This window comes from Streptomyces capitiformicae (assembly GCF_002214185.1).
GTDB classification, from domain to species: Bacteria; Actinomycetota; Actinomycetes; order Streptomycetales; family Streptomycetaceae; genus Streptomyces; species Streptomyces capitiformicae.
Genome location: NZ_CP022161.1, coordinates 2,683,451 through 2,696,370, shown reverse-complemented (window position 1 = coordinate 2,696,370; position 12,920 = coordinate 2,683,451). Strand labels below are relative to the sequence as shown.

Annotated in this window: 10 protein-coding genes; 4 read left to right on the top strand and 6 right to left on the bottom strand. The window is 71.0% G+C overall.

The genetic code is table 11. From position 1 onward, the window contains the following. Window positions 1-37: 37 nt before the first annotated feature. From CES90_RS11920 to CES90_RS11895, 6 genes are read right to left on the bottom strand one after another with little or no spacing between them, the layout of a single operon-like run. Window positions 38-2,770 carry a hypothetical protein gene (locus CES90_RS11920; RefSeq protein WP_189784863.1) on the bottom strand — a complete coding sequence of 911 codons (2,733 nt, stop codon included), beginning with the start codon at window positions 2,768-2,770 and terminating at the stop codon, window positions 38-40. Window position 2,771: 1 nt separating this feature from the next. Beyond that, window positions 2,772-3,128: a hypothetical protein gene (locus CES90_RS11915; protein ID WP_189784864.1), complete on the bottom strand. Its 357-nt coding sequence runs from the start codon at window positions 3,126-3,128 to the stop codon at window positions 2,772-2,774. Further along, complete coding sequence (locus CES90_RS11910) at window positions 3,125-5,803, bottom strand: ATP-binding protein (protein WP_189784865.1); 2,679 nt, start codon at window positions 5,801-5,803, stop codon at window positions 3,125-3,127. The genes CES90_RS11915 and CES90_RS11910 overlap by 4 nt, the downstream gene beginning before the upstream one ends. Further along, a complete protein-coding gene (locus CES90_RS11905) occupies window positions 5,800-6,393 on the bottom strand; it encodes a hypothetical protein (protein WP_189784866.1) in 594 nt (197 codons plus the stop codon). The genes CES90_RS11910 and CES90_RS11905 overlap by 4 nt, the downstream gene beginning before the upstream one ends. After that, window positions 6,390-6,731, bottom strand: a complete 342-nt coding sequence (locus tag CES90_RS11900) for a hypothetical protein (protein WP_189784867.1) — start codon at window positions 6,729-6,731, stop codon at window positions 6,390-6,392. Before CES90_RS11900 ends, CES90_RS11905 begins: the two co-directional genes overlap by 4 nt. Further along, window positions 6,728-7,663 (bottom strand): conjugal transfer protein, encoded by a 936-nt coding sequence (locus CES90_RS11895; protein WP_189784868.1) that lies wholly within the window; start codon window positions 7,661-7,663, stop codon window positions 6,728-6,730. Before CES90_RS11895 ends, CES90_RS11900 begins: the two co-directional genes overlap by 4 nt. Window positions 7,664-8,381: 718 nt before the next feature. Between CES90_RS11895 and CES90_RS11890 the strand changes: the two genes are divergently transcribed. The 4 genes from CES90_RS11890 (at window position 8,382) to CES90_RS11875 (ending at window position 12,677) form a co-directional block, all read left to right on the top strand. Continuing rightward, on the top strand, window positions 8,382-9,848 hold the full coding sequence (locus tag CES90_RS11890) for a helix-turn-helix domain-containing protein (RefSeq protein WP_189784869.1): 1,467 nt from the start codon (window positions 8,382-8,384) through the stop codon (window positions 9,846-9,848). Then, window positions 9,845-11,281: a hypothetical protein gene (locus CES90_RS49440; RefSeq protein ID WP_229914039.1), complete on the top strand. Its 1,437-nt coding sequence runs from the start codon at window positions 9,845-9,847 to the stop codon at window positions 11,279-11,281. Before CES90_RS11890 ends, CES90_RS49440 begins: the two co-directional genes overlap by 4 nt. A gap of 230 nt (window positions 11,282-11,511) precedes the next feature. Continuing rightward, window positions 11,512-12,045, top strand: a complete 534-nt coding sequence (locus CES90_RS11880; protein ID WP_189784870.1) for an RDD family protein — start codon at window positions 11,512-11,514, stop codon at window positions 12,043-12,045. Window positions 12,046-12,230: 185 nt separating this feature from the next. Next, the gene (locus CES90_RS11875) at window positions 12,231-12,677 is read left to right on the top strand and encodes a hypothetical protein (protein ID WP_189784871.1); all 447 of its coding nucleotides are present in this window, start codon (window positions 12,231-12,233) and stop codon (window positions 12,675-12,677) included. Window positions 12,678-12,920 lie beyond the last annotated feature (243 nt).

The window sequence follows — 12,920 nt, the reverse complement described above, 5'->3', positions numbered from 1 at the left end:
ACGCATCCCCACCGCCCCAGGCGGCGCCGTGCCCGCTTCACTCGGCGTCACCGTCCTCGGCCGGCGGCTGCTGGCCGCGTTCACGGCGCAGACGCTCCGCTTCGGGAGCGGTCCGCCGCATCAGCTCCTGCATCCGCCGACGCGCTTCGTCGCGCGTGGTGTTGCCAGCGCTGCCTGCGCCGGGAAGGGCCGAGCCCGTCCTGTTCGGCGCAGGACTCGCCGGACGCGGGGCGTTACCGCCCGCGAGCCGGTTCGGGGACGTCGGCGTGGTGCTGCCTCCCGCCGGAGACGCCGACGCGCTCGGCCCAGCAGGGGCCGGTCCCGGACGGCCCGCGGGGCTGCTAGTACGCACCGTCGGCGGCTGCACCGGGTTCGGCCGCGGGGAGGACACTGCCGTCGCTGTCGGCAGGCGGCGGCTGCGGGTGGGGCCGGACCGGGCTGCCTGCCGTCCCGCCTCGGCCCAGGCACGGCCGTCTTCGCGGACGGTGTTGCTCCACACCCGCACCTGCTGGCGGGCGTCCTGCGCGTACTGCGATCCGCCCGATCGGGCCCGGCGGAGGTTGGCCGGGAGACCCACGGTCGTGCCGTACGCGGTGCGGCCGCCCCGGTTGAGGATGCGGTATCCGCGGAAACGGACCAGGCGGTTGTGTGCGCGTGTCGACAGCAGTGTGCGGTCGGTGTTCTGGTCGTGCAGTACCTGCCCCGAGCGGCGGTCGACGACCTGGCCGTCCTCGTTGCGGTAGCGGTCGGGCGGACCGCCGGGACGACGGGGCCCCCCGCCGCCCGTCCCGCCGCCTGGTCCGCCGGACGGACCGCCCGGGTCCGGGTCGCCGTCGGCGGTGGGCTTGCGCCACTTGGCCAGCTGTTCCTTGTCCGGCCGGCGGCCGATCAGCAGCCAGTGGCCGCCCTTCGCACCGAGCCGAGCACCCGCCCCGCCCACGGCGGCGGCCGCGGTGAGCGGGGCGAGCCCGCGCCCTGCTTCGGCGCCTGCATCGGCCAGCACCCGTCCGGTGTCCACGGGCATGCCCGCGCCGTCGGCCAGCGACGTCAGCGCGCCCATCAGGCGCTGCCGGGTGCCGAGCAGCCCGAACCGGCCGCCCCCGCCACCGGTGAAGGCGCGCAGGCCCCCGCCGTAACCGCCCAGCGCGGCGGGCGAGTTCATGGCGAGCGCGGCGCCGACCTCGGAGGTGTCGCCGGGCATGTGGGTGCCGCCGACCTTGGCGTAGCGCATCCGCATGGCCATACGCCGCCCGAAGGAGGCGATCCCGGTCAGGAGCCTGCGGTGCCCGGCCGCGCCCGCGACGGCCAGGACGTCGATCAGCAGGATCCGCTCCACCATCAGGTCGGGCCCGTCGGTGATGGTGGCGTCCACGGCGATGCCGAAGAACGGGATGAACGCACAGATCCCGACCACGGTCAGGACCGAGATGCCCCAGATCGACAGCCATTTCCACACGGACTGGCGTGCGGGCCCGGGCAGCATGCCGGCGATGAAGGTGACACCGCCCGCAGCCGCGGCAGCCGCGCAGATGCCCTGGGTGCCCAGCAGCACGATGGCGCTGGAGAGCAGCATGCCGCAGATGAACAGCGCGGCGATGAGCAGCAGGGCGGCGCCGCCGACCCGCCACCAGGTGGGCTTTTGCGCATAGTCGGCACACGCTTTGCCGACATCGCCGGCCTTCTTCATGTCCTGCATGAAGGCGTAGAACTCGCGGTCCTCGTCGGTGACGATCGCGTTGGAGGCGTCGAGCAGTTCCCCACCTGGGGTGAGCTCCGGCAGGGTGTCGCTTCCGTCGTTCCCAGGGGTGTCGTCGGTGTCGCGCTCGCACCACTTCTTCGCCTCGCCCTTGATCAGGTCGCAGGCGTCTTTCCTGCCCTCGTTGTTTTTCTTGGCGCCGGCTTTGTACCCACCGGTGATCCACTTCAGATGGACGGCGTAGGCCTTGCGGTCGGCGGTCTTGGCCGGGTCGAGGATGCGCCCGTACTGCAGCAGCATGTACGGCTTCACGATCAGGGCGTTGGTGATCGAGTCCTGGATCGGGCGGGCCACCTCTTCGGCGGAGACAGGCTTGTCGCCTTCACGTTCCAGGCACTTGACCTCCTGCATGCCGGCCATGCCGGCGCACGGGCCACGGCTGGCGAGCTTGCCGCCCCAGTCGTAGGAGTTGACGCTCTGCTGGGCGACTTCGGCGGCCACCTGCTGGGACTGCCCCAGGGGCCCGTCCTGGGCGAGCAGCGTGTCAGGGCGGATGAGAGCCGACGCGGCGATCGCCCCGATGAGCAGGGTCAGGAAGATCTCACCCAGACCGCGGCCGACACGACCGCGCACGATCATGAACCCCGCGAAAACAAACGCCCAGGCCAACAGCAGACCCTTCAGCCCAAGCGTGTCGACGACCACGTTGTCGTACGTGTCGGCGACCTTCTGAGCCGGACGGGTCAGGATCTTCAGCAGCGGGAACCGGAAGGCCAGCTCGATCGCCCACCCCGCCAGGCCGACCAGCAGCCGGATCAGGGTGAACAGCCCGGACAGGGCGAAGGCCAAGGCCTGCGTCTTGAAGGCAACGATGGAGCCGCCGTCGGCGTTCAGCTCGTAGCCGTTGATCGGCACCCCCTCGGAGGAGGTGATGTTCAGCGGTGCGAGCAGGTCTCCGGTCTCGCTGTTGCTGCCGGCTGCGTACACGACCTGGCTGTTCACCATGACGAACACGCCGGTGAGCAGCGCCACGAAGCCGGCCGAGCGCAGAGTTGCGCGGTCTAGACGGAACATCTCAAGCCCGCTCTCGTCCTGCCGGAGCGCGGCGCCAGATCACGAGCGCCCCCAGCACTGCCGCGCCAGGAACCAGCTTCCAGGCGGCGGCGTCGCCGCTGTCCTGGGCGGGGGCGGCGCTCGTGGCGTGGCGGCCGCGCTCGCAGTACGCCTTGGCCGGACCGGCTATCAGATCGCACGCGTCTGCGGGCGTCCTGGCGGTGCCGGCGGCGAAGGCGTGTCCGGTGCGTGGCCACCAGGTCTCCGGCAGGCTCGCCCCGAGCACCAGGACGAGCACGCCGACGGCGACGGCGATGGCCGTGAGGGCGCTCGCGGCTGCGGCGAGACGCCTCGAGCGACTGGGAGCGAAAGAGGTCACAGGAGTTCCTTCTGACGGTCGCCCGCAGCGGCACCAGCGAGCGGAGCGGGCGGGGGCGCGGTGGCGCGGCGTCCCGGCGTGGTGGTGATGGAGGAGGAGATCCGCTCGATGCGCGGGATGCTGACCTTGATCCGGCCGATGTTCTGCCGCGGACAGGCGATGAGGAACTCGCCTTCGCGGCCGCGCTGTCCGACGGGGGACAGGCCGGTGGTCACCAGCCGCAGCAGCTCGGGGTCGTTCGGATCGAGACCGAGGAACTCCAGCCCCCGGCGGGCGCGTTCACGGTCGGTGGTGCGGGCGAGCGCACGGTAGGCCATCAGCCCGCGGTCGGGCCCGAGTTCTTCCGCGTCGTGGGAGCCAGCGATCAGCCCGGCGCCGTGCTTGCGGCCGTCGTGGAGGATCTCGTGGACCAGGGCGGTGCCTTCGGCGGACGAGGTGAGCCAGTACAGCTCGTCTGTCACCACCGCGGTGAACCGTTCGGGGTCCTCGAACGCGGTCTGCCGGGCGATCGCTGCGATCAGGTAGAGGACCGCGCGGCCGATCAGGGCTTCCAGGGGTTGCTGGTGGAGCACTTCGGGCTTGTCGAAGGCGGCCTTGGGCGGCAGCTTCAGGCCGGTCGTCGTGATCACGATCATGTCGGAGGCGCTGGAGGCGTCCAGCCGCACGGGCGGCAGGGCGGGGTCGAACACCATCGCGGCGAGAGGGTTGCTGGCCACGACGCGGATGAGGCCGGCGAGGGTGGCGGCCGCGTCCTGCCGCTTGCCCGTCTCTGCCCCGCCCATCTCCTCGAGGACCTGAAGGACACGATGCATGGAGGGGGCTTCGCCGGCTGCGGCCCGCTCCACGGCGTGGTGCAGGACTTCCCCGCTGGTGCTCATGGGGCCGATGCCGAGCTGGAGGGTGAGGTAGGACAGGGCGTAGTGGCGGCCTTCGGGGCCGGTGAAGATGCGCAGGGGGTCGATGGACACCTCGGCCTGGGCGGCGTCGATGATCTGGCTGCGGCCCGCGGCCGCAGTGCGGGCGAAGCTCGCCCACTCCCGCACAGGGGTGCGGTCGATGCAGATAGCGACCCCGCCGCGCGCCCACACTGCCTCGGAGATCAGCTTCTCCAGGACGCTTTTGCCTGCGCCGAGATCTCCGACGACGCCCATGGAGGCGGATGCGTCCTGTTTCGGCGCGTCCGCCACGTTGATCATGACGGGGCGGGTGGTGCCGCAGTCCAGGTCGATGCCGAGGAACATGCCGCCTGGGTCGCCGACTTCAGAGGCGGTGAAGGCTCCGCCCAGCGCCCAGTCTTCGCTGACCTGGTGCTGGGTGAATTCCCGGACTACACCGGTCCTTGCGGTGCCGGGCAGACCGAGGGTGAACAGGACCTCTTGAAGGCCGGCCGGGCGGACCGCACGGTAGTCGGCGCCGCCGAGCAGTGCGGCCAGGGCGCGGGCGCGGGCGTCGCAGACGGCGGCGGTCGGGCCCCACACGGTCAACACGGTCACGGACTGGACCTCGACCTCCACGCTGGTGCGGGACAGGCGGGCGTCGAGCTCGCCCAGGTCGCGGGCGGCGTCGGTCAGGGAGGCGGGCATGCCGGTGGGGCGGGCGTCGTACTGGTCGGCCTGGTCGACGAGTTCGTTCTTCTTGCGCCGCACCTGGTCGCGGGCCTTCTCGGCCGGCACCAGAGTGAGGTCGACGGTGTAGTCGACAGGGAAATCCAGGGTCTCCAGCTGGGCGAACAGGTCAGCAGCGTCCTGGCTCACCGCGGGCGGGCACTCGGCCAGCGCCAGCTGAGCCTGATAGCCCACCCCGGCGTCGGACTCCACCTGCAGCCACCGCCGCTTGAGCGGCGACGACGTCTTCAGCCGCCACCACGTCTTGCGGCCCGATCGGCCGATCCGGTCCGCGCCGGTAAGGCCGTCGGCGTCGTCGAGAGCCGGGTCGACACCGCCCTCCTGCAGGCGGGCCTGGCCGAGGTCGGCGTAGCTGGGGGAGTGCAGCATCCCCGCCCTCAGCTGTCCGCCGTAGAGGTCGCTGGTCTCGGCCTCGGTGAGCAGCGGCTCGTCCAGGCCGCGATGCAGAGCGTGCTGGATCATCCACACGATCTCCGCCGGGCGGGCCGGGCGCAGGGCGACGCCGCCGGCGAGCGCGGCCTCTACCCGCAAGGCCTGCTCGCGGTAGGCGGTCACCTCGCGGCGCGCCACGGGTGCCGCCCGCATGCCCAACATCGGTGCGACGTCCGCCCACATCGCGCCGAGCGATGCGGTCACCTGCCCGCCCGCGGCGTCGTTCTGCAGCGGCACCGCCAGCCAGAGGGTGCGCCGGTGCATCTCCTGGTCGCTCAGCAGATCCAGGGTGGCCTCGACGTTCTCCACCCACGGATGCCCCTCGCCGGGAGGCTGGGCGCCGGGCTCGATGCCCTCGATCATGCGCAGGGCAATCTCACCCGGGTCGACCTGAGCGCACAGCCCGAACAGGCGCGGCGCCCCCGTCAACGAACGGATCAGGTGCGTGATCTTCGCGAGCTGCTCGTCGCGGACTGCGGCTGGCACGTAGGTGCCCTGGACGGTCTCCTCCCGGCGGCCGCGGGCGTCCGGACCGGGGTGCAGCCGGTACAGCGCCCACACGCTGCCGTGTGTCGACCACACCAGATGCCCGGCAATGTGACGGATCGGCACCCTCACTGCGCACCCCCCACCTGCTGGGCCAGAGCGAGCAACTGCTGCACACCAGACACCGGCACACCCGACACCGGCCCCTTTGGTGCCGGGCGAGTCTGCGGTTCTGAGCGCGGTCCTGCGGACGGACGGGACTCCCGGCCCCGAGGCACGCTCCGGCCGCCTGCCGGCTGGCCGGCGCGCGGCGGCGCCGCCACGGCCGGGCCAGCGGGATCAGCCTCTTCGACGGTGAAGCCACCGAGCAGACGACGGGAGATCTGGTCCCGGGCGGCCCTCCCGCCGATGCGGCCGCCCTGCGGCTGCCAGGCGAGCAGCACCCAGCCCAGCGCCGCCTGCAACGGGGCGCGCCCCTTGATCTTCGGCCGGCGTACCGCCCAGACCGTCAAAACCCAGGCCACGATGGGCACCGGGCCCATCCACGACCACCAGCCGATCGTCTTGACCAGCAGGAAGCCGCCGCCGACCGCGACCGCGATCTGTGCGGGCGTGTACGGGCCGAGCGGGATCTTCCAGTCGGCGACTTTGCCCAGCACCCACGGGTGGCGGCGGGCAGAGGTGTAGAAGCGGCCCACCCGCCCCGGGGCCGCCGCGCTCACAGCCGGCCTCCCGCGCCGTCGGCGTGCACACGGGCGAGCGGATCGGGACCCTGCACGACGCCGGGCACGGCGGGCGCGCCCGTGGCCGGGTTCTTCACCTCGTCGGTGAACATGTCCGCCAGTTCGTCGCGGCTGTCGTACAGCCCCAGCGCGACGATCATCAGTAGCAGGGCGCCGATCCCCGCCTTCAGGCTGAACCTCTGGATCATGATCACGACGACCAGCACGATCAGACCGGCCTGCAGGCCCTTGGTCGCCCAGTCCTCGAACATGTTGATCCAGCTGTCGCCGAGGTCGTCCAGTTGCCCGGCGAGCATCATGCTGTGCACGGTGTTCACCGGGCGCCCCCGTCCTGGAGGGTCCCGGATTCCAGTGCCGCGACTTCCCACCGGTCGGAGCGAGACGTGAGAGAGACGTCGTACGCCAGCGGCCAGCGCCCGGCGTCATCCCGGGCCTCGACCTGGACGCGGACACGGACCTTCGTACCGTCGGCCGGCACCTGCCCGGAGGCCGCGGCCTCGTCAGCGCCCCACACCTCCTGGACCGCGACCGCCTGGTACGGGGCGGGCGAGATGGGCGACAGCTTCACCCCGGGCGCGAGGTAGCGATCCACCTCCCCGGCCCCCGTCAGGTACGCGCCGAGGAACTCCCCAACTGCGGACGCCAGATCGCTTCTCGACGGCACGCTCACGCCGTACGGCGACTGGGCCACCGCGGCGCGCTCCGGGCCGGCCACCACACCCGGGGCACCGGTCACGGTGAACGAACTCCCGCTCGCGTCGGCGGCCACGGGGACGACGAAGTAGCGCACCCCTCCGTCGGCGTACTGCGCAGCCACCGTCACCGCCCACGCACCGGCGTCGCGCTGCGCACTGCGCACCGCGGTCACCGACCCCAGCTCCGGCTGCGCACCGGCGACCGGGTCCGGCAGATCGACGTCCGGCGCGAGCAACTGCGCAAGCCGCGCCTGCGCACTGCCGGCCTCGTCGCCACTGCTGCGCAACCACGCGCCGACGAACACCTGCGCATAGCCCGCCGGGTCGACCGCGGCGGCCGCGGTGCGCACAGCGGCCGGCTTGTCCGAGGGGGCGGCCTTGGCCGTGGCCGGGCCGGACATCACCGCCACGCCCAGGGCGACGGGACCGGCCGCGATCGCAGTGAACAGGGCCAGGCGCGACAGACGGACGCGGCGCCTCATCCTCTCCAGCTCGATGCCTGCGGCCATCGGAGGAGCAGCGTCGCTCTCCGACACCTGCTTGCCAGGGGACATGGTCAAACTCCCAGGTCAGAACGTGTACTTGCTGACCTTGAGAAAACCCGTCGACCCCGACCCGACCACCGACCATGAGCCCCCGACCACGGTCACGATGGGGACACAAAGCCCGTGGTCGGGGCCATGGTCGCCCCGACCACAGCCCCGACCACCGGGCACCGACAACGACCGGGAACGCCTGAACCGACCACCGGCGTAAAGGGCGGCGCGGACGCTGAACCGGCCCAGCGAGCTCACGGCGGTAGAGAGGAAGAAGCTACCGACGAATCGGCCACGCGCCGCCTCCAGGGGCAGGCCGTAGTAGCCCAGTTGCGCACGACTTGGACGACTGCGCAGAGCAAACGCCGGCGATGCCTCTCCGCTGTGCGCAGTCGGCTGCACATACCGACTGCGCACGACCCGGACCCGTTGCGCAGCCGACTGCGCACAAGGTCCGCTGTCACCGCGCAGCCGCGATTGCGCAGCGTCCCCGAGCACTGGAGGAGACCCGTGGTCGGCCCGACCACAGGCCCGACCACGGCAGCCCAGTGCGCATGTTGCCGGATCGTGACCGGTGGTCGGGGGCTGTGGCCGTCAGCCTGGTCGGGGGCGCCGAGTGAGCTGACGGCATGGATCTCGCCTACGTCTTCTCACCCAGCGGCCCCGGCCGCCTCGCGCCCGCACGCCTGCTCCAAGGCGTCAGCGGCCGCGCGCACATGGCGCGCGAGGAAGCACGATGAGCCGCTTCGGGGCGGGGATCCGCCGTGGGGTGATGGCGGCGGACCAGTTCACCCAGATCGCCAACGGCCTGTTCCGCGACAGCCGGCTCTCCTTCAAGGCGAAGGGAATCTTCGGCTACATCAGCACCCACCGCGCCGGCTGGCACGTGACGGTCGCCGACCTCGTGCGCGCCGGACCCGACGGGCGGGACGCCGTACGCGGCGGCCTGAACGAACTGCAGAGGCACGGCTACCTCGTCCGCGAACAGCTCAGGCACGACAACGGGACGCTCGGCGAGATCGTGTACTCGATCACGGACCGCCCTGCCTCGGTCGGCGCCGACCTCGCGCCGGCAGTCGGCACGGCGCTCGCCTCCGCCCCAGCGGGTGAGGCAGGGCCCGGCCTCGGGGCGGGGATCCGCCGTGGGGTGATGGCCGGGGACCAGTTCACCCAGATCGCCAACGGCCTGTTCCGCGACCCCCGGCTGTCCTTCAAAGCCCAGGGCCTATTCGGACTCATCAGCACGCACCGGGATGGCTGGCGGATGAGCGTCACCGACCTGGCGCGACGCGGCCGCGACGGCGAGGCAGCCGTCAAGAGCGGGCTCAAGGAACTGGAGAAGCACGGCTTTCTGCTACGGGAACGCGAGCGCCACCCCGACGGCACCCTCGGCGCGGCCGCCTACTTCATCACCGACCTGCCCAGCCTGCAAAACAGCAGGTCCGGGCCGATGTCGGGTTTTCCACCGGTGGATAACCCGACATCGGTTAATCGCCCCACTAAGAACACCAACAGAAAGAAGACCAACAAGCAGAAGACCAGATCCCTCCGTCCGTGCGACCGCAACGATGTCGCGCGAACGCCCCAAGGGACGGCCCAGCCGGACGCACCAGCATCCCCGCCTACCGAGCTCGAGGCGGACGAGATGCATCCGGGAATCCAGCTACTGCTCGAGATCGGCAGCAGCCGCCCCGAACTCCTGCTGACCGGGAAGGTGCTGACCGACCAGGGCCGCGTGCTCACCGTGATGATGGAGTCCGGCTGGAGCAGCGAGCAGCTACGCCACGTCATCACCGACCGGCCGTTGCCGAACCCAGTGCGCACCACGGTTGGTGCGATCATCGCCGCCCGTCTGCGGGCCGCTCAGGCCTATCCGCCGCCCGCCACGCTGGACAGCCGTCACCACCGCGGCGACGTCCTGGACGACGAACCGTATGGGTGGCCGGCGACCGAGCGGTCGTCCACGGCGTCCGCCGCCCGCACGGTGACCGAGGCCCTGACCTACCGAGCGCTCGTCGAGTGCGCCGGCTGCGGCGTTCCCACAACCGCCCCCGGCGAAGATCTCTGCCCCGCATGCCTGGGCTGGCCGCTGTGCCGAACCTGCCCCGGCCCAACCCCCCGGCGCGCCCACCCCGACGGTGACGGCCGCTGCATCACCTGCGTCACCGCATCGACCAACCTGCTGGAAGGAAGCACACCATGACCACCCAGACACCGCCGACAAGCGGGATCGCTCAGCGGCTGCGCCCGTTCCAGCAACAGCAGCAGCGGTGGGAGAGGAAGCGGTCCCGCGCGGTGCACGGCGGCCACGTCTGCTGCGGCTCCGGTTGCGCGGATGGCTGCGAACCGGTCCTGATCCGTGAACGGGCCGGATGGGGGTGGATCGACTGGAGTGTCCCGGCCGACGGCAGCCTGCCCGAACAGCCCCACCGGATCGCCGTGTTCACCCCAATCGCAACTCGCTCCCAGCGCCTTGGCCTGCGCTGGCTGGCCAGGCGACCAGCACACCTCATCCGCCTCGGCCCCATGACGGTACGGCCGGTCACCGCCGTCGTCACGGCCCTCACCCTGATCGCGGCCACCTTCGCGATCCAGTACGGCGTCCCCTTCAGCATTGTGCTGCCGGCGGCCGCCTTAGCCCCCCTGCTCGTGGAGCACCTGCCCGAGCGGTTCGATGCCCGCGCCGGCGAGAACGTCCGGATCGTCGAGGCCGAAGCCGCCTGCCGCTACCTGCAACGGCTCGCCGCTCTTCACACCGGTCTCGTCGAAGCGGCTGGCGGCAGCGACCGCTACGAGGTGCGGCGCGCGGTCGCGGTCGGACACCACCAGCTGTTCGACACGGCAGACCTGCTCCAGCGCCGCGACACCCGCTCGGCCTCCAGCGAGCTCATCGTCCGGGAGCGGCTGATGCTGCAACTCGCTGTCCAGACCAGGCGGATCGTCACGCCCATGAAGGGCGATGCGTCGTCCGACCGCCAAGACCGGTCCGGCCGGCAGCAGCCGCTGGGTCCCTATCCGCCCCAGCCCCGCCGACAGCCCCAGACCTCAGCCGACCACGCAACCCCCGTCACGACGAAGGAGCAAACGCACATGCCCCAGAACGGACCCGAGCGGCACACCCGCGAGGTGTACCTGCTCTTCGCCCACGAGGCCTACTACCCGGCCGCCGCCCAGGAGATCAACACCTCGCTCGTGGCCGCAGCCTCGCTGCTGCACCGGCACGTCCGGCAGCCCGACGGCGCCCGCATCTACGACCGCCTCACCCGCGGCCGCCGCCCAGGCGAGATCGTGCCGCTGTCCACGCTCACCCACGAGCTGGACGGCGGCGCGCGCTGGCCGGAGGTCGGCGACTGGGCTGCGGTCACCGCGGACCTGCTTCAGCTCATCCAGCACCGTGAATGCGACGGTCTCAGCCTGGGACTACCGGACATCGCCCGTGCCCTGGTGTGCTCCGGCCCGCACAGCGAGGTCCGGGTCTACGATCCGGCGGCCGGCCACTATCAGGCGTACGGGCCCGCCGACCGTATCGAGGTCCTGGCCCATGTCGGTAGGCAACTGGCCTGGGCGGAAGCCGGGTGCGCCCTGTGGCCGGGCGACAGCCTGCAATTGCCTGCCCATCCCGGAGAAGCCGAATGATGTGCGGCTACGAGCCGCGCGCCGTCTGGGCGGACCTTGTGAGGCTCCTCAACCGGCACGGGCTGAAGGCACCCTTCGTCCCGGGCCAACGGACTACACGCAACTGCCCTGCGCGGCGACGAGGAGCAGGGAACCCTGCGCCCCAGCAATACCGATCACCTCACGAACGGGCGGCTGTCAGCACGCCGCGCCGGAACAAGGCCACCGCCACTTTCTGCACGGAGGATTCCATGAGCTCATCCCGTCTCCCCTGCTATCCGCTCGGCGCTTCGAATTCCGCTGGTGCCGGGCAGACGCACGACCCGCGAACTTCCGACTCGGTTCCCCTTGCGGGCCTCGCGAGCGTCGGAGCCCGTCTCGGCGCACGGGTGCTGGACCTGATCATCTGGTACGCCGCCTACTTCGTCTCCGCCATCCCGGTCATGATGTGGATCGACTCAGGCGGCGGCACCACTGCCAGGACGCTGCTCCTCGGCTGGCTGACCGCCTCCTTTGTCCTCTACTTCCCCTTCGCCGTCTGGCAGTTCGGCTCCACCTTGGGCAAGCGCGCCTGCGGAATCCGGGTCGTACGTCGCGAGACAGCGCAGCGGGTGGGCTTCTGGCGGGCGGCCGGCCGGGAGCTGTTCTGGGTGGTCGCCTTCATCGTGCCGGTTCTCAGCCTGCTCAATCCGCTGTGGTGTTGCTGGGACAAGCCCTACCGGCAGTGCCTCCATGACAAGACCGCCGACACGATGGTCGTCGCTGCCCCTGGCTGGACGAAGTGAGTCGATCCTCGCATTCGGTGCTTCACTACTGCAGCGAGTCAGGGCAGAGGGCGAACAGGTCCTGCGGCGGGAGGCCCGGAGGACAACAGGCGTCCCGCAAGACCTCATTGGCAAGCAGGCGATCCGCCCATGATTGGATCTGCGAGGGTAGGTCAGTTCACGACAGGGAACGAGGAACGGGGAACATGGGAAGGACGCTTCAGAGCGCGGCCGCGCTCGTCGCGGCGGCGGTGCTGCTGACCGGATGCGGCGGCGACAGCGAAACCACCGGCACACGCGCGGACGGTGACAAGGCGTCGGCGTCGGCGAGTGAGACGCCGAAAGCCGAGCCGGGCAAGGTGACCCACGAGGTCACCCTGCAGGTGGGCGGCGAAGGCACCGCTCAAGTCATGTACCACGCGGCGACCGACGGCTTCGACACACAGACGTTGCCGTGGACGAAGACGGAGACCGTCGAACTCACCGATGCCCACCAGGCGGTGGGATATCTGGTGTCCGTTATCCCCGGCTCGGTCAAGGGCGCTGACGGGCTGCTGCAGCCCGCACCGTGCGTGATCAAAGTCGACGGCAAGCAGGTCGCGGACAACGACGACGGAAAGAGCGCCGAGGGCTGCAGCTACACGATCAAGTAGTCGGAGTACTCCCAGGCAGGCCCCGTCCCCGGCCGCAGGAAACCAGAGAACCGTTCGCGAAGGCGTCACAGACATGCCTTCGCGAACGGCTCACTGGTCGTGATTAGCGATCGCGGCTCTGATCCGCCCTGGCGCGGAGGTACTCCTCCCGCTGTCGGTTCATGATCCGGCGGCCGTGTACGCGTTGCAGCCACCGCGGTGTGAATGCGTCGCCGAGGGAGGTGGCAGGGTTTCTTGCGTATC